The 17,214-nt window shown below is 61.9% G+C and carries 18 protein-coding genes and 1 pseudogene; 9 read left to right on the plus strand and 10 right to left on the minus strand.

Annotated features, from left to right (window positions below):
* The first annotated feature begins 223 nt into the window (after positions 1 to 223).
* Both BHD08_RS21660 and BHD08_RS21665 read left to right on the plus strand, forming a co-directional pair.
* Positions 224 to 826, plus strand: coding sequence for a recombinase family protein (locus BHD08_RS21660; RefSeq protein ID WP_010465829.1), 603 nt, complete (start codon positions 224 to 226; stop codon positions 824 to 826).
* Complete coding sequence (locus BHD08_RS21665) at positions 810 to 3,839, plus strand: Tn3 family transposase (RefSeq protein ID WP_010465834.1); 3,030 nt, start codon at positions 810 to 812, stop codon at positions 3,837 to 3,839. The genes BHD08_RS21660 and BHD08_RS21665 overlap by 17 nt, the downstream gene beginning before the upstream one ends.
* A 198-nt stretch (positions 3,840 to 4,037) precedes the next feature.
* On the opposite strand, the pseudogene BHD08_RS21670 reads toward BHD08_RS21665, so the two are convergent.
* Positions 4,038 to 4,151 (minus strand): annotated as a pseudogene (locus BHD08_RS21670) (TetR/AcrR family transcriptional regulator); the annotation flags it as partial.
* A gap of 151 nt (positions 4,152 to 4,302) precedes the next feature.
* Here BHD08_RS21670 and BHD08_RS21675 point away from each other — a divergent pair.
* Positions 4,303 to 4,860, plus strand: a complete 558-nt coding sequence (locus BHD08_RS21675; RefSeq protein WP_125024889.1) for a carboxymuconolactone decarboxylase family protein — start codon at positions 4,303 to 4,305, stop codon at positions 4,858 to 4,860.
* Positions 4,861 to 5,167: 307 nt separating this feature from the next.
* Entirely contained in the window at positions 5,168 to 5,596 is a 429-nt protein-coding gene (locus BHD08_RS21680) for a hypothetical protein (protein WP_218567513.1), read from the plus strand.
* Positions 5,597 to 5,943: 347 nt separating this feature from the next.
* Here BHD08_RS21680 and BHD08_RS21685 read toward each other — a convergent pair whose 3' ends face one another.
* From BHD08_RS21685 to BHD08_RS21720, 9 genes are all read right to left on the minus strand, one after another.
* Positions 5,944 to 6,225 (minus strand): hypothetical protein, encoded by a 282-nt coding sequence (locus BHD08_RS21685; protein ID WP_125024891.1) that lies wholly within the window; start codon positions 6,223 to 6,225, stop codon positions 5,944 to 5,946.
* Between the two features lie 424 nt (positions 6,226 to 6,649).
* Positions 6,650 to 6,982 carry a hypothetical protein gene (locus BHD08_RS21690; RefSeq protein ID WP_125024893.1) on the minus strand — a complete coding sequence of 111 codons (333 nt, stop codon included), beginning with the start codon at positions 6,980 to 6,982 and terminating at the stop codon, positions 6,650 to 6,652.
* Between the two features lie 198 nt (positions 6,983 to 7,180).
* The gene (locus BHD08_RS21695) at positions 7,181 to 7,711 is read right to left on the minus strand and encodes a hypothetical protein (RefSeq protein ID WP_125024895.1); all 531 of its coding nucleotides are present in this window, start codon (positions 7,709 to 7,711) and stop codon (positions 7,181 to 7,183) included.
* Positions 7,692 to 8,732, minus strand: a complete 1,041-nt coding sequence (locus tag BHD08_RS21700; protein WP_125024898.1) for a DUF3179 domain-containing protein — start codon at positions 8,730 to 8,732, stop codon at positions 7,692 to 7,694. Before BHD08_RS21700 ends, BHD08_RS21695 begins: the two co-directional genes overlap by 20 nt.
* A 12-nt stretch (positions 8,733 to 8,744) precedes the next feature.
* On the minus strand, positions 8,745 to 9,005 hold the full coding sequence (grxC, locus tag BHD08_RS21705) for a glutaredoxin 3 (protein WP_125024900.1): 261 nt from the start codon (positions 9,003 to 9,005) through the stop codon (positions 8,745 to 8,747).
* 67 nt (positions 9,006 to 9,072) lie between these two features.
* Positions 9,073 to 9,447 (minus strand): MAPEG family protein, encoded by a 375-nt coding sequence (locus BHD08_RS21710; protein WP_160128680.1) that lies wholly within the window; start codon positions 9,445 to 9,447, stop codon positions 9,073 to 9,075.
* Positions 9,377 to 9,673 (minus strand): hypothetical protein, encoded by a 297-nt coding sequence (locus tag BHD08_RS22990; protein ID WP_160128683.1) that lies wholly within the window; start codon positions 9,671 to 9,673, stop codon positions 9,377 to 9,379. Before BHD08_RS22990 ends, BHD08_RS21710 begins: the two co-directional genes overlap by 71 nt.
* 125 nt (positions 9,674 to 9,798) lie before the next feature.
* On the minus strand, positions 9,799 to 10,611 hold the full coding sequence (locus BHD08_RS21715) for an alpha/beta hydrolase (protein ID WP_125024904.1): 813 nt from the start codon (positions 10,609 to 10,611) through the stop codon (positions 9,799 to 9,801).
* Between the two features lie 86 nt (positions 10,612 to 10,697).
* Positions 10,698 to 11,270 (minus strand): carboxymuconolactone decarboxylase family protein, encoded by a 573-nt coding sequence (locus BHD08_RS21720; RefSeq protein WP_125024906.1) that lies wholly within the window; start codon positions 11,268 to 11,270, stop codon positions 10,698 to 10,700.
* Positions 11,271 to 11,575: 305 nt separating this feature from the next.
* On the opposite strand from BHD08_RS21720, the gene BHD08_RS21725 reads away from it, so the two are divergent.
* From BHD08_RS21725 to BHD08_RS21745, 5 genes are all read left to right on the plus strand, one after another.
* Positions 11,576 to 12,106, plus strand: coding sequence for a TetR/AcrR family transcriptional regulator (locus tag BHD08_RS21725; RefSeq protein WP_256678751.1), 531 nt, complete (start codon positions 11,576 to 11,578; stop codon positions 12,104 to 12,106).
* Positions 12,107 to 12,168: 62 nt separating this feature from the next.
* On the plus strand, positions 12,169 to 12,846 hold the full coding sequence (locus BHD08_RS21730) for a haloacid dehalogenase type II (RefSeq protein ID WP_125024908.1): 678 nt from the start codon (positions 12,169 to 12,171) through the stop codon (positions 12,844 to 12,846).
* Between the two features lie 79 nt (positions 12,847 to 12,925).
* Positions 12,926 to 13,906 carry an arsenosugar biosynthesis radical SAM (seleno)protein ArsS gene (gene arsS / locus BHD08_RS21735; protein WP_125024910.1) on the plus strand — a complete coding sequence of 327 codons (981 nt, stop codon included), beginning with the start codon at positions 12,926 to 12,928 and terminating at the stop codon, positions 13,904 to 13,906.
* Positions 13,907 to 13,918: 12 nt separating this feature from the next.
* A complete protein-coding gene (locus tag BHD08_RS21740; protein ID WP_125024912.1) occupies positions 13,919 to 16,111 on the plus strand; it encodes an FAD-dependent oxidoreductase in 2,193 nt (730 codons plus the stop codon).
* Positions 16,108 to 17,187 (plus strand): FAD-dependent oxidoreductase, encoded by a 1,080-nt coding sequence (locus BHD08_RS21745; RefSeq protein ID WP_256678752.1) that lies wholly within the window; start codon positions 16,108 to 16,110, stop codon positions 17,185 to 17,187. The genes BHD08_RS21740 and BHD08_RS21745 overlap by 4 nt, the downstream gene beginning before the upstream one ends.
* Positions 17,188 to 17,214: the final 27 nt, after the last annotated feature.

The following is a 17,214-nucleotide window of genomic DNA, read 5'->3' on the forward strand; positions in this document are numbered from 1 at the left end:
TTTCCAGTGTCGTCATTGTCGGCTATTGGCCGGCAGCAGCCCGTCGTTGCCTGATGGATCCAACCCCTCCGCTGCTATAGTGCAGTCGGCTTCTGACGTTCAGTGCAGCCGTCTTCTGAAAACGACAGCTGTGCTACCTGTGCAACACCCCCTCAAAAATGTACGGAAAACTCTATCGCTATTCACTATTATGCGGAAACCTGTTTTTGATGGTTATCCGCCTATGTTGGTTGGCTACATGCGCGTGTCGTCGGACTCCGACCGCCAGAGCACGGACTTGCAGCGCGACGCGCTGCTCGCCGCCGGCGTCGATCCGCGTCACCTGTTTGAGGATCGTGCCTCTGGCGCGAAGGATGACCGTGCCGGCTTGGCGCGGGCGCTTGAGTTCGTTCGAGCCGGCGATGTGCTGGTGGTGTGGAAACTCGACCGGCTCGGTCGCTCGCTGTCGCACCTGCTCGCCATTGTGACTTCGCTCAAGGACAAGCGGGTGGCGTTCCGCTCGCTGACAGAGAACCTGGACACTACGACGCCCTCGGGCGAATTCCTGTTCCAGGTGTTCGGTGCGCTCGCGCAGTACGAGCGCGCCTTGATTCAGGAGCGCGTCGTCGCGGGCTTGGCCGCCGCACGCAAACGCGGCCGGATCGGCGGCCGGCCGCAGGCGATCACTGGTGAGAAGCTGGACGCCATCGTCGCCGCGCTCGATGGCGGCATGTCTAAGGCGGCGGTGTGCCGCAACTTCAATGTCAAGCGCACTACGTTGATCGAAACATTGACGCGAGCAGGTTGGCGTGGTGCGGGAAGGACGGTCGATGAGCAACAAGAATAAGCTACTCACCGTCTTTTCTGACGCAGAGCAGGAAGCCTTGTACCGCCTACCGGACTTCGACGATGCTCAGCGGCTGGAATACCTGGCGTTGGCCGAATCTGAACTGGCGTTCGCCAGCAGCCGGCCTAGCCTGCAGGCCCAAGTCTATTGCGTCTTGCAGATCGGCTACTTCAAGGCCAAGCATGCTTTCTTCCGCTTCGATTGGCATGAGGTCGAGGACGATTGCGCCTTCGTGCTGAGTCGCTATTTCCACGGCGAAGCGTTCGAACGCAAGGCGATCACCAAGCATGAGCACTACAGCCAGAGGGGTCAGATCGCCGAACTGTTCGGCTACCGGTCGTGGGCGGCTAGCTTCCTGCCGCAACTGGCACAGCAGGCTGAACAGATCGTGCGGCGCGACGTAATGCCAGGATTCGTGGCCGCCGAACTGATCGTTTGGCTCAGCGAGCACAAAATCATCCGGCCCGGCCACACCACCTTACAAGAGCTGGTCAGTGAAGCCCTGTCCACCGAACGCAGGCGCTTGGGCGGCTTGCTGGCAGAAGTGTTGGACGAATCGGCCAAAGCTGCGCTGGGCCAGCTCCTGGTGCGTGACGACACCCTGTCTCAACTGGCAGCGCTCAAGCAGGACGCTAAAGATTTCGGCTGGCGTCAGATGGCAGGGGAGCGCGAGAAGCGCGCCACGCTGAAGTCCTTGCACGGGATCGCCAAGGCGCTGCTGCCCAAGCTCGGCATCTCGCAGCAGAACCTGCTGTACTACGCGAGCCTGGCGAACTTCTATACCGTCCATGACCTGCGCCACCTGAAGGCGGAGCAGACCCGGCTCTACCTGCTGTGCTATGCCTGGGTACGTTACCGGCAGCTCACCGACAACCTGGTCGACGCGATGGCCTTCCACATGAAAAAACTTGAGGACGAGAGCCGCACGGGTGCGAAACAGTCCTTTGTCGCCGAACAGCTGCGACGCCATCAGGAAACGCCGCAGGTTGGCCGCCTGCTGTCGCTGTACGTGGACGACAGCGTGGCCGATCCGACGCCGTTCGGCGAGGTGCGCCAACGCGCCTACAAAATCATGTCCAGGGAATTGCTGCAAAACACGGCGCAGCGCATGAGCGTCAAGCCACTGAACAAACTGGCGCTGCACTGGCAGGCGGTGGACGGCCTGGCCGAACGCATTCGACGCCATCTACGGCCGCTGTACGTCGCGCTCGACTTCGCCGGCACGGCCCCCGATAACCCATGGCTCGCGGCGCTGACTTGGGCCAAGAGCGTGTTCGCCAAGCAGCAGCGCCTATCACAACGGCCACTCGACGAATGTCCGGCGGCAACGCTGCCGAAACGCTTGCGTCCGTACCTGCTGATGTTCGATGCCGAAGGCACGCCGACAGGCCTGCATGCCGATCGTTACGAATTCTGGCTTTACCGTCAGGTCAGGAAACGCTTCCAGGCGGGCGAGCTCTACATTGACGACAGCTTGCAGCACCGGCATTTGTCCGACGAGTTGGTTTCGATGGACGAGAAAGCCGCCGTGCTCGCGCAGATGGACATCCCCTTCCTGCGGCAGCCGGTCAGTGCCCAGCTCGATGCACTGGCGGCCGAGTTGCGTGCGCAATGGGTGGCGTTCAATCGCGAGCTGAAACAGGGCAAGCTGACGCACCTGGAATACGACAAGGACACGCAGAGACTGACCTGGCGCAAGCCCAAGGGGGAGAACCAGAAGGCGCGCGAGCAAGCTCTCTACGAGCAACTGCCATACTGCGATGTCGCCGACGTGTTTCGCTTCGTCAACGGCCAGTGCCAGTTCCTGTCGGCGCTGACACCATTGCAGCCACGCTATGCGAAGAAGGTAGCCGACGCCGACAGTCTGATGGCGGTGATCATTGCCCAAGCCATGAACCACGGCAACCAGGTTATGGCACGTACCAGCGACATCCCGTACCACGTCCTGGAGAGTACCTACCAGCAGTACCTGCGCCAGGCGACGCTACATGTGGCCAACGATTGCATCAGCAACGCCATCGCCGCACTGCCGATCTTCCCGCATTACTCGTTCGACCTCGATTCGTTGTACGGTGCCGTTGATGGGCAGAAATTCGGCGTCGAGCGACCAACTGTGAAGGCGCGCTACTCGCGCAAATATTTCGGCCGCGGCAAGGGCGTCGTCGCCTACACGCTGCTGTGCAATCACGTGCCGTTGAACGGCTACCTGATAGGCGCACACGAGTACGAGGCTCACCACGTGTTCGACATCTGGTACCGCAACACGTCGGACATCGTGCCGAGCGCGATCACCGGCGACATGCACAGCATCAACAAGGCCAACTTCGCCATCCTGCACTGGTTCGGACTTCGTTTCGAGCCGCGCTTCACCGACCTCGACGACCAGTTGCAGGAGCTGTATTGCGCCGATGATCTGGCATTGTACGAGAAATGCCTGATCCGGCCGGCTGGCCAGATCGACCGGCAACTCATCGTCGGTGAGAAGGCGAACATCGACCGAATCGTCGCCACACTGGGCCTGAAGGAAATGACGCAGGGCACGCTGATCCGCAAGCTGTGCACCTATACGGCGCCGAACCCGACGCGGCGCGCAATCTTCGAGTTCGACAAGCTCATCCGCAGTATCTACACACTGCGCTACCTGCGCGACCCGCAACTGGAGCGTAATGTTCACCGCTCGCAGAACCGCATTGAGTCCTATCACCAGCTACGCTCGACCATCGCCCAAGTCGGTGGGAAGAAGGAATTGACCGGCCGCACCGACATCGAAATCGAGATCAGCAACCAGTGCGCCAGGCTGATCGGCAACGCGATCATCTTCTACAACTCGGCGATCCTGTCCCTGCTGCTGACGAAGTACGAGGCAGCTGGCAATGCCAAGGCGCTGGCGTTGATCACGCAGATGTCGCCAGCGGCCTGGCGGCACATCCTGCTGAACGGGCATTACACCTTCCAGACTGACGGCAAGTTCATCGACCTGGATGCGCTCGTGGCGGGACTGGAGCTGGGCTGACGGAAATTTCTGGGATTCCGGCGTACAACCCCTATTGGCCAATGCCTGAAAATAGGCTTTGAGCGCCGCCAGTAAAGACGGATGTGCATCGATCTGGCTCTGCAAGTCTTCCCCCATTTGACTGGCGTACAGATCCAGTGCTTCGGCGAACAACCCGCTTTTGCTGCCGAAGGTGGCATAGAGGCTGCCGGGACGCATGTCCAGTGCCTGCTCGATATGCTTCAGCGATGAGGCGAAGTAACCGCGCTCCCAGAACAGCGCGACAGCCCTGTTCAGTGCCGTGTGGCGATCATATTTTGCGACTCTAGGCATAGGGTTTCAGCTCGCGTGGTGCCGTCGACTCGGGTTTCGGCAGGCGCTTAGTTTGAGTGGTCACTCAACTATAGCTTGAGTGACCACTCAAATATAGGTAGCCTGGGCGCTATTGTTGAGCAATCGCTCAACACGCGCAGAGGCGATTTTCATGAAGAGCTTTAAACTGCACGACCAGTCTTCAGCACCGCAGGCAGCCAAGCCACTCCTGGAAGATTCCATGAACAGCTTTGGCATGATCCCAGGTTTGCATGCCGTAATGGCCGAGGCACCTGGCGTGCTGGACGCGTACAAGAAGTTGCATGCACTGTTTCTCGACAGCAGTTTCGACGCCGATGAGCAAACCGTGGTGTGGCAGAGCATCAATGTGGAGCATGGTTGTAATTATTGTGTGCCCGCACATACCGGCATCGCCAAATCGATGAAGGTATCGGACGACGTGACTAATCCATTGCGTGATGAAACGCCGTTATCCAACGAGCGACTGGAAGCGCTGCGCAGTTTTACCCTAGTAGTACTGCGCAACCGCGGTGAGGTCGCCGATGCAGACTTGCAAGCCTTCTATGCCGCCGGCTATGAGCAGCGTCATGTACTGGAAGTGATTCTTGGCCTATCCCAGAAAATCATGAGCAATTACATCAACCATATTGCGAAGACACCGGTTGATAAGCCCTTCATGAAGTTTGAATGGCAGAAAGCGCAAAAATAGACCTTGGTCGAGTTCATGCTATGAGTTCATGGTGGTGACACTGCCAAGGTGGAGCTGCCTCGGCTGGGCGAGATAGTACTGATGACCAGAGTGGGGCGTTAATTGGTCCCCAGTACCTGTGCTCAGAGGTTGGGAAAATATCGAGCGCCGTCGCGAGGCGGTCGCAGTAGACGGGAGTTTTTCACAATCTCCCAGCGCTGCCTGGCACGACGGGCGCTAGCTTGCCGCGCTGACACAAGTAGTTCGACCGATGATGATAGATAGAGCACGTCTCTGGCATGAGGATCCGCGCGTCTGGCGCTTGGTCTTGGTGCGCTACCTGGTCGTATTCGCGCCCCTCAGCCTGCTCTGGGAACTCGCCCAGCTGCCGCTCTATACCCTGTGGACGCAGGCGTCGCCCGCATCCATCGCCTACGCCGTCATCCACTGCGCGCTGGGGGACATGCTGATTGGTGTCCTGGCCCTGCTCGTCGCGCTGCTCGTCACCCGCGCCGGCCCGCTCGAGCGCTGGCGTTGGGGACGGGTAGGGGCCGTCGCGGTCGGTTTTGGTCTCGTGTATACGGCGTTCAGCGAGTGGTTCAACACGGCGGTGCGGATGAGTTGGGCCTACTCCGACTGGATGCCGCTGACGCCGATCGTTGCCCTCGGCGTCTCGCCGCTGCTGCAATGGTTGCTGCTGCCAACAGTCGCGCTGGCCTGGGCCCGGGCTGCTGCGCGCAAGGCAAACCAGGCTTGATCCTGGAGTTGGCGCCAGGGCCTATCTTCACCGGATCGCCCGAACGGTTGCTGCGTTCTGTTCGCGGTCGATTTCGGCAATAGCCGCATACACAGGTGGCGACCGGCAAGGTCTTGAGCGTGGTGTCTAGGAGGCTGTCGAACGTTGACGGAGCGGAGTCCGCGACCTGTCAGGAGGCGACCCAGCGGCCGTAGACGTGACCGACTGTCGAGTAACCTGGCTTGGCGTGCTGCCTGCCAGATATGGCCGGCGGCATCAGGCTGTGCGCCGAACCAAGCCCTCGTTGCGGGAGAGATGTCGGTGTTGCCGGCATTCCCCCGATGCTTGATAACGCAAGGTGTACGCCATCAGTGAGGGCCAAAGAGCACCCGGTTCTTCAGAATGCCGGGTTCCGACTTTTCGATCCGTTGTGGTTGTTGCTCGCGTTCAGGGCCGGCGGCAGTGGGCTGCTCCTTGATCATCTGCACAAAACGCTCACCGGAGTCCTGGTTGGAGCGATTATTCACCACGGCCTGTTGCTCCAGGCGGTAGTCCATCAGCCGGTCACTGCCACCTTCGGCCTGCACCGTGGTCACGGCTGCGCCCATCATCAGTGCGGCCAGTGCCGTCATACTCAGTAGCGTTTTCATGGTGTCATCCTCTAAAGATGCGGTATGCATCATTAGGATGACTGGCGAGGCGCTTTGTTACAGGTGTCGTGCCGAGCGCAATACGCTTCTAGCAGCGCTGCTCGGAGCGCTTAGCCGCGCAGATACGCGCTGCCCTGTACCGCAAGCCGCGCCAGCACGAATTCCGCGAGGCGCCGGAAAAACTGCTGCGGATCATGGCCAGCACCGGCGGTTGAGCGTCCTCGTGCTCCAGTCTCCCTGGGGCTTGTGCAGCACGGCATGCTCGCCGAGCAAGCCGGGATAGCGCAACGGCCGGGACAAGGAACGGAAGAACTCCGCACGGCGGTGTTGCCGCCGGGTGTTCCCCGTGAGCGGAAAAGAAAGGGGAGATACCCAGGCTATGGGCATCTCCCCGGGGAGGCTTTAGCACGCAAAACCTGCGCCGTCAGTGAGGACCGTAGAGTGCCCGGTCCCTCAGAATGCCGGGTTCCGACTTTTCGCTCCGTTGCGTCTGCTGCTCGCGCTCAGGACCGGCGGCGGTGGGTTGCTCCTCGACCATTTGCACAAAGCGCTCGCCGGAGTCCCGGCTGGAGCGATTCTCAGCGAGCGACTCGCGCCGCAGGAAAAAATCGGCCAGCCGGTCGCTGCCACCTTCGGCCAGCAACAGCTGCGCGCCGTCACGTGGCCAAGGCCCGTTCACTTCGTCAGCCTGTACCGTAGCCACCGCAGGACCCATCATCAGTGCGGCCAGGGCCGTCATACCCAGTATCGATTTCATGGCGTCATCCTCCACAGATGCGTTACCCATGAATTGGATAGCTGGCGAGGCGCTTTATTACAGGTGCTGTGCCGATCGCACTGTGCTTTTAGCTGCCGCTGGTCGGAACGCTCCGCCGCGGGCTGGCAATCGGATGTTGTGAAAAATCGAGCGCCGTCGAGAGGCGGACGCAGTCGGTGGGAGCTTTTTCACAACCTCTCAAAGCAACCGCAACACCCGGGGTGCGCCGCGGCGCCGTTGCCAGCAGCGGCTCAGCACCAGCAGCAGCAGGGACAGCGGCAGCAGCCAGGCGAACAGGCCGACGAAGGCGCCCAGCCCCGGAATGCCCAAAACCAGCAGCAGACTGGGGGCGCAACAGGCGCCGCCGGCGAGCAGCGCCGGCCACAATCCGGCACTCGACGCGGCGCCCTGGGACAACGAGCACTGGGCGTTGGCACGTAGCGCCAGGGCGCCGTGCAGATTGAGCGCCAGCAGGAGCGCCAGCAGCCCGGCCAAGGCCAGATTGGCCGGGCTGATCAGCAGCACCAGCACGCCCATCTCGAGCATGGCCACGGCCTCGAAGTACCAAGGCCCGCGGCGCGCCCATAGGCGCTGCCATTGCCAGTCCAGGGCCTGCCAGTTCCAGCCGGTCCGAGCAATGTCCAGATCGCCGATGGCATACAGGTAGAGCAGGCCATAGAGCACGGTAAGGCAGCCGATCAGCAGTCTGTCAGGGCTGTGGCGAGCCATCGAGCAGCACCGTTTGCGGGTAGAAGGCGTACCAGGCGAACCACATGGCGTCGAAGGCGTTGAGCGACTCCAGGCCTTCGAGATCGGCAGCCTGCGGCCCCGCAGCGGTAAAGCGCAGGCTGGCCGGATCCAGCTCGATCGGCGTGTCGGAGCGGTAGACCCAGCCGCTATCCAGTTGCTCGTCCCGGATGATCAGAAAGTGCTCGTCGCCATGGCGGTAGCGCAGCACAGCCTGTTCGCGCAGGTGCGCCCTGTCGACGGCGATGGCCACCCGCTCGGTGCGAAAACCGAGGATCATCCGCTTGGCCGGCAGGCGGCTGTCCTGGTGCATGACCGGGAACATCACGCCGGGGTCGGCATAGTAGCCCTGCAGTGGCAGGTAGCTGCCGTAGGGGTCGCGGTTGTAGTTGCGCAGGGCGCCGGTTGCCCGGGTCAGCACCTGGGTCTGCGCATGGCGTGCCTGCCACCTGGCCCAGGTGGTCCAGACCACCCGCACTTCCTCCAGGCTGCGGCCCTTGGCCGGCCCGTCGATGGCCACGCCGGCGATCTGCGACCAATGGCTGTCGCTGGCGCGGTCGTACATCACCACGTTGCTGTTGAGCAGCTTGCCGGAAACGCCGAGGCTGGTAGCGCCGCGCTTGAAGCCGACGGCGGTGGCGGTGAGCGGGCAGTAGGTGATGCTCAGGCCATCCTCGCCCAGGCTGTCGTTGACGATCTCGTGCCAGACCAGGATGCGCTGCGGATAGGCGCGTGCCTGGCCCTGGTGGAAGACGCCGAAGACGATGTCCTGGGGATCGAGAAAGCCATTCGCGCTTGCCGCGTCGCTGAAGCGCGGGCTGTCGATGGCCGGAATGCCGTCCTTGCCGGGGCCGCCGGACAGCATTGCGTTTGCATACGCCTCGTGACTGGTAGACAGCAGGCGGGCCGGCCCCTGCGGCGGAACGGCCAGGGCCGCACCGCTGATGCACAGAGACAGCGCCAGGGCCTGGCAAAGGGTGCGTGGCTGCAGTAGTTGGCGCATGGGCTGCTCCGTCTAGCAATCAGCCAGCAACGTCGCCAGTTCGCCAGCGCTATCGAGTCTGGCCAGGTCGTCGTAGCCGCCGACATGCCGTGCGCCGATGAAGATCTGCGGCACCGTCCTGCGGCCCGTCTTGTCGATCATCGCGCGCAGGGCCTGGGGATCCAGATCGACCCTGATTCTGCTCAGCGGGCCGGCGTCACGACGTGCCAGCAACTGCTCGGCCATGCGGCAGTAAGGGCAGTGCTGACTGGTGTACAAGGTGATCTGACTCATGGCGCTACCTCTCGAATAACCGGATATGAACGCTACCTTTGCCTAGGATGAATGCGACTGCGCTTTGTTACAGCGCGAGAAAAGGACGCAGATTGAGCGCGGTGAACAGCACCAGGATGAGTACGCCGCCCGTGAATACCTTCCTGCGCCGCGCGACCAGGTTGGCGCCTACATGGATGTAGGAATGTACCAGGCGGGTGCCGACAAAGGCCCAGCAGAGGGACAACAGCAGCCAGTCGACCCCGTCGTTCGCCCACGCCATGAATGACAGGACGTAGAACAACACGGGGGTCTCGAACTGGTTGTCGATATTGTTGGCGACTTTGAGCACGTAGTCGGGCCAGGCGTCCTTGTGCAAGGCACGGCGACGTTCATCGACTTCGCCGAGGCGCACGGCGCGGGACTTCACCGCACCCAGGCGAATGAACAGCAACAGCGTCAAGGCGACTTGAAACAGCACCGGCAACAAAACTGATGTTATTGCGCGCCCAGGCGAGCCACAGCGCCAGCAATGCCAGGGCTGAGTTTGTCGCCAGTTGCCACACTTCGTGCAGGCGCATGTGGGGCTCCCATTGCGGATTGAACACATGGGTCTGATTGATTTCCAGTAGGGGTACGCCAAGCCCATAGAGCAGCGCGCCGAAGGTGATGATGAGTTTTGCCAGCATGCTTGGAATTCCTCATGGAGCTGCAGTTATGGCTCTAGGGCCGGACAAAGCCTTACTCGCCGGCTTTGGTAATATGGATCTATCGGCGCTGCCCAGCGTGACTGATGGACTTAAGTCCCTTTGCGTTAAAGGTCGACAAACCGATTCAGTGCCTCCATTACCTCGGGCGCAGCAAGGATTCTGTTGTGGCCGTAACCCTGGGTTTTCATAAGCTGCGCGCTGGGCGAGAGCCCGACCAGCCTGTCGCCTTCGCTGTGATTTACGATGCGATCGTCCTGGTCATAGATCAGCAGGGTTTTCTCGTTTAGCCCGCGGTAGAGGGTGCCGGCCTGCATATCTTCCCAGGATGCGCCCAGTTGTTCGGCGATCAATCGCTGATAGCGGCTGATGACGGCTGGTCGCGGGGCCAGCTTGCGCCGGATCACCTCGATCGGCGGGAAGGGGTGGGAGGGCGCGCAAATACAGGTATAGCGGCTGGCCCTTATTTCGCCGGCATGACGGGCGGCCATCATGGCCAAGGCTCCGGCGGAATGGCCGATCAGGGTATGGATGTCCTGATCGAGGTCGTTGACCAGCTGCAGTAGATCGCGACGAAAGAAATGCCACTGGGTTCGCGTGCCAGGGGAGTCGCCGTGGCCGGTGATATCGGGGGCCACTACGCGGTAACCGCGCGCGGCAATTTGCCTGGCCAGAGGCGCCATCTGCGCCGCTCGACCACTCCAGCCATGTACCAGCAGCACCAGTGGACCCTCGCCCCAGCACCAGGCCGTATGAGTGGCCCGTTCGCCGTAGCGAATGGCTTGTGCCTGGCTTATGGCGGCGCGCTGGGCCTGATTCATAGGAGGGCGCTGTGTGCGCGATGCCAGTGAGGCGACCAGGCGCAAAGCCAGTGAGTCGGAGGTGATGTTGAGTGTCAGTTTGGCCAAATCGAGCAGCATGATTCCCCCACATCACCCCGCGGGGTGTTATTGGCGTTGCCCACACCTGAGGCTTTCCCAGGCGCGGTGCAGTGCTGTTGGTGTCTTTACTTCTGCGTCCAGGCGCGCCCGCTGAACATCTCATCGAGCGGCGTATGGAACAGGTGGTTGGCATAGTTGCTGAGGGTTTTCACCGCCAGCGCCAGGACGATCTCCAGGATCTGGCGCTCGCTGTAACCCGCACCCAGAAAGGCCTCGACCGCCGAGTTGGCCGGCAAACCGCGAGTATGGAACAGGGTGCGAGTGAACTCGGCCAGCGCCGCCAGACTGGCGTCCCCGATAGGAGTGCCGTCGCGGATCGCGTCGGTGACCTCAGGCGCCAGGCCGGACTTCATATCGGCCAGGGCGCTGTGCGCCGACACACAGTATTCGCAGCCGTTCTCGCGGCTGATCACCAGGAACACCAGCTCCTGCTCGGCCGGGGTAAAGCCCGATTCGTTGCGAAAAGCGCTGTAGCCATCCAGGTAGGTTTCCAGCAGGCCGGGGGAGTTGACCATATTGGAGTACATGTTGGGGATAAAGCCGACCTGCGCCTTGGCCTTCTCCAGGACGGCCTGGCCGCGGGCGTCGGTGCTGGTCAAGTCGAGTGCGGGGAGGGTCAGTTGGTATTCGCTGAGCATGGTGCTTTCCTCGATATATGGACTGATTGGTCTTTTAATCTGAAGCCGAAGGGCCTGCTGCCAGATGTGGAGCGATAGTGGGCTGTGTTTCAGTGATTCGGTCTATTCTGGACTTATCGGTTCGTATGTCAATCCAGGCAGCCTGCTAGCTGTACCGGGCTGCCCGACTCTGATACCGATCAAGAGGTTTTGTTACAGCTTGCGGACGCCCGTGCTGTGAATTAAATAATGATCGGTCCATAATGCGCAGCATGAACCGCGGACGCCCAAGAAACTTCGACCCCGACCTGGTCCTGGAAAATGCCATGCAGCTTTTCTGGAGCCAGGGCTATGAAGCCACCAGCCTGCAGGATCTGGTGATGGCCACCGGGCTGTCCAAGAGCAGCCTGTACGAGAGTTTCGGCAACAAGCAGAGCCTGTTCGAAGCCGCCTTCACCCGTTATTTCGACACCCGTGCCAAGCACATGCGCGAGCGCCTGGAACAGGCCGAATCGCCGCTGGGCTTTATTCGCGGCTGCTTGCTGTCCGTGCTCGACGATGCGCAGCGGGACACGCCACGTGGCTGCATGCTGGTTAACGTGGCCAACGAATTCTCCACCGCTGACCCTGCCGTACAGCCCTTGATCGAGTTGGCCACACGGCGTTTTCGCCAGGTATTCGAGCGCGCCTTCGAACAGGCCCAGGCCCGCGGCGAGTTGTCGGATAGACAATCCCCCGCCGCCTTGGCGCTGTACATGCACTGCGCCATGAGTGGTTTGCGCACTCAGACCAAGTCCGCCATCGCCCAGAAAGATCTGCTTACAGTCATCGAGCTGGTGATGGCGAACTTGCGCTGAATTTTTTTGCCTTATTTTGGACTTTTTAGTCCGTAAATGAGCGGCATAACCAGGAGTTTCCCATGAACAACGCTGTGGCCTTCGACATCTATGGCACCCTGATCGATACCCAGGCCGTGCTCGCCAGGCTGACCGAGCTGCTCGGCGACAAGGCTCCGGCCGTTTCGCGCTTATGGCGACAGAAGCAGCTGGAGTACAGCTTTCGCCGGGGCCTGATGCGCGACTACTGCGATTTCTCGGTGTGTACCCGGCAAGCCCTGGTGTTTGCCTGTCGCGAGCACGCGGTGACGATCAGTGAAGAGGCGATCGAACTGGCCATGCAGGCCTATGCCGACCTCGATGCTTTCCCCGATGTGCTGACCGGCTTGCACGCGCTGCGCAGTCGCGGCACGCGCTTGTATGCCTTCTCCAATGGCAGCCGCGAGGCCGTGGAGCGACTGCTGAAGCGGGCCGCAATTCGCGACTGTTTCGAGGCGGTGGTGAGCGTCGAGGACGTGCATTCCTTCAAGCCCGATCCACAGGTCTATGCCCATCTGGTGCGCAGTTGCGACGTGCCGGCCGCCCAGGTGTATCTGGTCTCGGCCAATCCTTTCGATATTCTCGGCGCCGCCCATGCCGGCCTGCGCACCGCCTGGTTGCGCCGCGATCCTGGCACGCCGTTCGACCCTTGGGGGGTTGAGCCGAACGTCACGCTCGAGAGTTTGCGCGACATTGCCCACCGCTTGCCCGCCGGCGATTAATGCCTGGCGTTGCCCAACCGCCGTAACGAATGCTCGCTTCGCGTCTCAAAAGCATAGTTCTCCACGAGTTTTAATCCTCATGCATGCCACTTTACCCCTGCTCGACGCGCTGAGTTTTCCCGCGATCACCCGAGGCCAACTGCAAGCGTTGCAGGTCAATCTCACCTACTTGTGTAATCAGCGTTGCCTGCATTGCCATGTCAACGCCGGGCCCACCCGTACCGAAGCCATGACCGACGAGAGCCTGGCGCTGCTGCATCAGGTAATCGACGCCCATTCGGTGCAAACCCTGGATCTGACCGGCGGTGCGCCCGAGATGCATCCGCGCTTTCGAGAACTTGTCAGCCACGCCCGGCGCGAAGGCTTGCGCGTTATCGATCGCTGCAACCTGACCATCCTCAGCGAGCCGGGCTATGCAGACCTGGCCGATTTTCTCGCCGCGCAAGGCGTGGAAGTGAGCGCCTCGTTGCCGTGCTATTCGCGCGATAACGTCGACAAGCAGCGCGGCGATGGCGTGTTCGACGCCAGTATCGCAGGCCTGCAACAGCTCAATAAGCTGGGCTATGGCCTGGATGGCAGCGGGCTGATTCTGAATCTGGTGTACAACCCGCAAGGCGCCAGCCTGCCTCCGCCACAAGCGCAGCTCGAGGCCGACTACAAGGCTCACCTGGCCGAGGACTTCGGCATCTATTTCAACAATCTGCTGACTATCACCAACCAGCCGATCGCCCGTTTCGGCAGCACCCTGGTGAGCAAAGGCACCTTCAACAGCTATATGCAGTTGCTGCGCGACAGCTACCGCCCGGAAAACCTCGAATCGGTGATGTGCAAAAGCCTGGTGAGCGTCGACTGGCAGGGCTACCTGTACGACTGCGATTTCAATCAGATGCTCGAATTGCCCCTGGTCATGCCCGGCCTGATCGGCCGTGACCGCCCTCATCTGCGCGACCTGCTCGGCTCACCGAGCCTGGCAGGCAACCCTATTGTCACCCGCGATCACTGCTACGCCTGTACGGCCGGGCAGGGCTCGAGCTGCGGCGGCGCGCTGGATAATCATTAAGGAAGGATTCACATGGACAAGCGTAAAGCGGCCCTGCTGGGCATCATTCTGCTGCTGGTGGCGGGTTTCTTCCTGTTCGACCTGGGCCAGTACCTCAATCTTGCGACCCTCAAGGCACAACAGACCGCCCTGAATGCACAGGTATCCGCCAACCCGCTGCTGACTGGTGGCTTGTTCTTCCTGCTGTATGTGGTGGCTACGGCGCTATCGCTGCCTGGCGCGGTGTTGCTGACGTTGGTTGCGGGCGCCTTGTTCGGCCTGCTCGGCGGCACCCTGCTGGTGTCGTTTGCCTCCACCCTGGGGGCGACCCTGGCCATGCTGATCAGCCGTTTTCTGCTGCGTGACTGGGTTCAGGCCAGGTTCAGCCAGCGCCTGGCCGGTATCGATCAGGGCATCGAGCGGGAAGGGGCGTCCTATCTGTTCGCCCTGCGCCTGGTGCCGGTGTTCCCGTTCTTCCTGATCAACCTGGCCATGGGCCTGACCAAGTTGCCGGCGCGCACTTACTGGTGGGTCAGCCAGCTGGGCATGCTGCCCGGCACCCTGGTATTCGTCAATGCCGGCCGTGAGTTGGGCCAGCTGGACTCGCTGGGCGGGATTCTTTCGCCAGGGCTGCTCGGCGCCTTCGTCCTGCTCGGTTTGATGCCGATTGCCTCGCGCAAACTGCTGGATCTGTTCAAGGCGCGCAAGGTCTACGCCGGCTGGATCAAGCCCAAGGTGTTCGATCGCAACATGCTGGTGATCGGTGCCGGCTCCGGCGGGCTGGTCTCGGCTTATATCGCCGCCGCGGTGAAAGCCAAGGTCACCCTGATCGAGAAGCACAGGATGGGTGGCGACTGCCTGAACACCGGCTGCGTGCCGTCCAAGGCGCTGCTGCGTTCGGGAAAATTTGCCAATGAACTGAAGAAGGCCGAGGCGTTGGGCTTCAAACCGGTAACAGCCGAGGTGGATTTTTCCGCCGTGATGCAGCGCGTGCAGCGGGTGGTGGCGGACGTCGAGCCGCACGATTCGGTCGAGCGCTATACCGGTCTGGGCGTGGAAGTGATCCAGGGCGAAGCGAAGATCACCTCGCCGTGGACGGTGGAGGTCAACGGCCAGAGTCTGAGCACCCGCGCCATCGTGATTGCCACTGGAGCCCGACCCCTGGTGCCGAAGATCCCTGGTATCGAGCTGGTTGAGCCGCTGACCTCGGATAATGTCTGGGACTTGCGCGAGCAACCCAAGCGCCTGCTGGTGCTCGGCGGTGGCCCCATCGGTTGTGAACTGGCCCAGGCCTTTCAGCGCCTGGGCAGCGCCGTGACCCAGGTGGAAATGACGGAACGCCTGCTGGTGCGTGAGGACCTCGAGGCCAGCGAGGCGGTGATGGCCAGCCTGCGCCACGATGGGGTAGCGCTGCGCTTGCAACACAAGGCCATGCGTTTCGAGGTGGTCGAGGGGCAGCGCCAATTGGTCTGCCTCAACCTGGCCGATAACCGCGAGGTCGCCATCGCCTTCGATCAGGTACTGCTGGCCCTGGGCCGGGTGGCCAACGTCCAGGGCTTCGGCGCCGAGGAGCTGCAACTGGCGCTGCGCCCTAATGGCACCCTGGAGGTCGACGAATACCTGGCCACGCGCTTCCCCAATATCTTCGCCGTGGGCGATGTGACCGGCCCTTATCAGTTCACCCACACCTCGGCGCATCAAGCCTGGTTTGCCGCCGTGAACGGATTGTTCGGTGGTTTCAAACGCTTCAAGGTGGACTACCGCGTGATTCCCTGGGCCACCTTTACCGACCCCGAAGTGGCCCGCGTGGGCCTCAACGAACAGGAGGCCAAGACGCAGGGAATCGCCTATGAAGTGAGCCGCTTCGGCATCGACGAGCTCGACCGCGCCATCGCCGACGAGGCCGCTCATGGCTATATCAAGGTACTGACCTCGCCGGGCAAGGACCGCATCCTGGGCGTGACCATCGTCGGCGAGCATGCCGGCGAGCTGATCGCCGAGTACGTTGCGGCGATGAAGCATGGCTATGGCCTGAACAAGGTACTGGGCACCATCCATATCTATCCGACCATGGCCGAAGCCAACAAATACGTGGCCGGCGAGTGGAAGCGTGCTCATACCCCGGTAGCGGTGCTGCGCTGGGTCGCGCGCTTCCACCAATGGCGCCTGGGCGGCGCCAAGGTGGATGCCCTCCCTGCGCTCAAGGTGAGCGAGAAAGCCTTGTGAGTGGTCAGTTCGATTTATTGCTCGCGGGGGCGGGGCATGCCCATCTGGGCGTGCTGCGCCTGTGGTTGAACGGGCAACGGCCGAAGGGGCGTATCGGCCTGGTCAGTGAAGGCCCGCATGCCTGGTACTCGGGCATGTTGCCTGGCCTGTTGGCGGGCCTCTACCGTCCAGAGGAATGCCGGATCCCGTTGCAGGCATTGTGTACGGCTGTCGATGTCGAGCTGCTGCAGGGGTGTTTGCTTGGCCTGGATCCGGCCAGCAACAGCGTCGAGCTGGCAGATGGCCGGCACATTTCAGCCACCTGGCTATCGCTCAACCTGGGTTCGCAACCCAGGGTGCCACGAGGTGCCGGCGCTGCGCTGGAGGTACTGCCGGTGAAGCCTTTCGAGGCTTTTCTCAAGGGTTGGGAGCGGTGGCAGCAAGCGCCGCAAGCGCTGGCCATTCTCGGTGGCGGTGCCGCCGGAGTCGAGTTGGCGCTGGCCCTTGCGCCTGTGGTGCCGGCACTCACCTTGCTCAGCAGTGCACAGGTCTTGGCCGGCCACCCGCAAGCGCTACGCACACGGGCGGTACGCCGCCTGGCCGAGGCCGGCGTGGTGGTGCGTGAGGGTATTGCCGTGGATGCAATCGATGGCGATGCGCTGCTGGCCGGCAACCAGGTCGCCTGGCGTGGCGGGCGGGTAATTCTCGCCACGGGCGCCAATGCGTTGCCCTGGCTTGGCGCATCCGGGCTGGCCTGTGATGAACGCGGTTTCGTGACGGTGAGCAAGACGCTGCAGAGTCTTTCGCATCCGCAGGTTTTTGCCGCCGGCGATTGCGCAAGCCTCAGCGCAACACCGCGCAGTGGCGTGTACGCCGTGCGCCAGGGGCCTGTTTTGGCTGCTAACTTGAGCGCAGCACTCAGCGGTTCTCCCTTGACACCGTTTTTGCCACAACGCCGCTCGCTGGCGCTGTTGGCCGACGGCCAGGGCGGAGCCATGCTCAGTTGGGCGGGTTTTACCGCCGAGGGTGAACTGCTCGGTTGGTGGAAAGACCGCCTCGACCGCCGGTTTATCAACCGGCATCTCGGCAAGCAATGAAGTTCCCATACCTGCCCGACCAACCCG

The sequence above is a fragment of the Pseudomonas sp. SCT genome, assembly GCF_003864275.1.
Taxonomy (GTDB): Bacteria; Pseudomonadota; Gammaproteobacteria; order Pseudomonadales; family Pseudomonadaceae; genus Stutzerimonas; species Stutzerimonas stutzeri_AE.

What these genes read in the sequence shown, in the direction of transcription:
- BHD08_RS21720 (WP_125024906.1), bottom strand. Translation starts at nt 11,270, where the DNA reads ATGCTCAGCGAATACCAACTGACCCTCCCCGCACTCGACTTGACCAGC.
- BHD08_RS21725 (WP_256678751.1), top strand. Translation starts at nt 11,576, where the DNA reads ATGCAGCTTTTCTGGAGCCAGGGCTATGAAGCCACCAGCCTGCAGGAT.
- BHD08_RS22990 (WP_160128683.1), bottom strand. Translation starts at nt 9,673, where the DNA reads ATGCTGGCAAAACTCATCATCACCTTCGGCGCGCTGCTCTATGGGCTT.
- BHD08_RS21740 (WP_125024912.1), top strand. Translation starts at nt 13,919, where the DNA reads ATGGACAAGCGTAAAGCGGCCCTGCTGGGCATCATTCTGCTGCTGGTG.
- BHD08_RS21660 (WP_010465829.1), top strand. Translation starts at nt 224, where the DNA reads ATGTTGGTTGGCTACATGCGCGTGTCGTCGGACTCCGACCGCCAGAGC.
- BHD08_RS21730 (WP_125024908.1), top strand. Translation starts at nt 12,169, where the DNA reads ATGAACAACGCTGTGGCCTTCGACATCTATGGCACCCTGATCGATACC.
- grxC (WP_125024900.1), bottom strand. Translation starts at nt 9,005, where the DNA reads ATGAGTCAGATCACCTTGTACACCAGTCAGCACTGCCCTTACTGCCGC.
- BHD08_RS21685 (WP_125024891.1), bottom strand. Translation starts at nt 6,225, where the DNA reads ATGAAAACGCTACTGAGTATGACGGCACTGGCCGCACTGATGATGGGC.
- BHD08_RS21675 (WP_125024889.1), top strand. Translation starts at nt 4,303, where the DNA reads ATGAAGAGCTTTAAACTGCACGACCAGTCTTCAGCACCGCAGGCAGCC.
- BHD08_RS21695 (WP_125024895.1), bottom strand. Translation starts at nt 7,711, where the DNA reads ATGGCTCGCCACAGCCCTGACAGACTGCTGATCGGCTGCCTTACCGTG.
- BHD08_RS21715 (WP_125024904.1), bottom strand. Translation starts at nt 10,611, where the DNA reads ATGCTGCTCGATTTGGCCAAACTGACACTCAACATCACCTCCGACTCA.
- BHD08_RS21690 (WP_125024893.1), bottom strand. Translation starts at nt 6,982, where the DNA reads ATGAAATCGATACTGGGTATGACGGCCCTGGCCGCACTGATGATGGGT.
- arsS (WP_125024910.1), top strand. Translation starts at nt 12,926, where the DNA reads ATGCATGCCACTTTACCCCTGCTCGACGCGCTGAGTTTTCCCGCGATC.
- BHD08_RS21700 (WP_125024898.1), bottom strand. Translation starts at nt 8,732, where the DNA reads ATGCGCCAACTACTGCAGCCACGCACCCTTTGCCAGGCCCTGGCGCTG.
- BHD08_RS21665 (WP_010465834.1), top strand. Translation starts at nt 810, where the DNA reads ATGAGCAACAAGAATAAGCTACTCACCGTCTTTTCTGACGCAGAGCAG.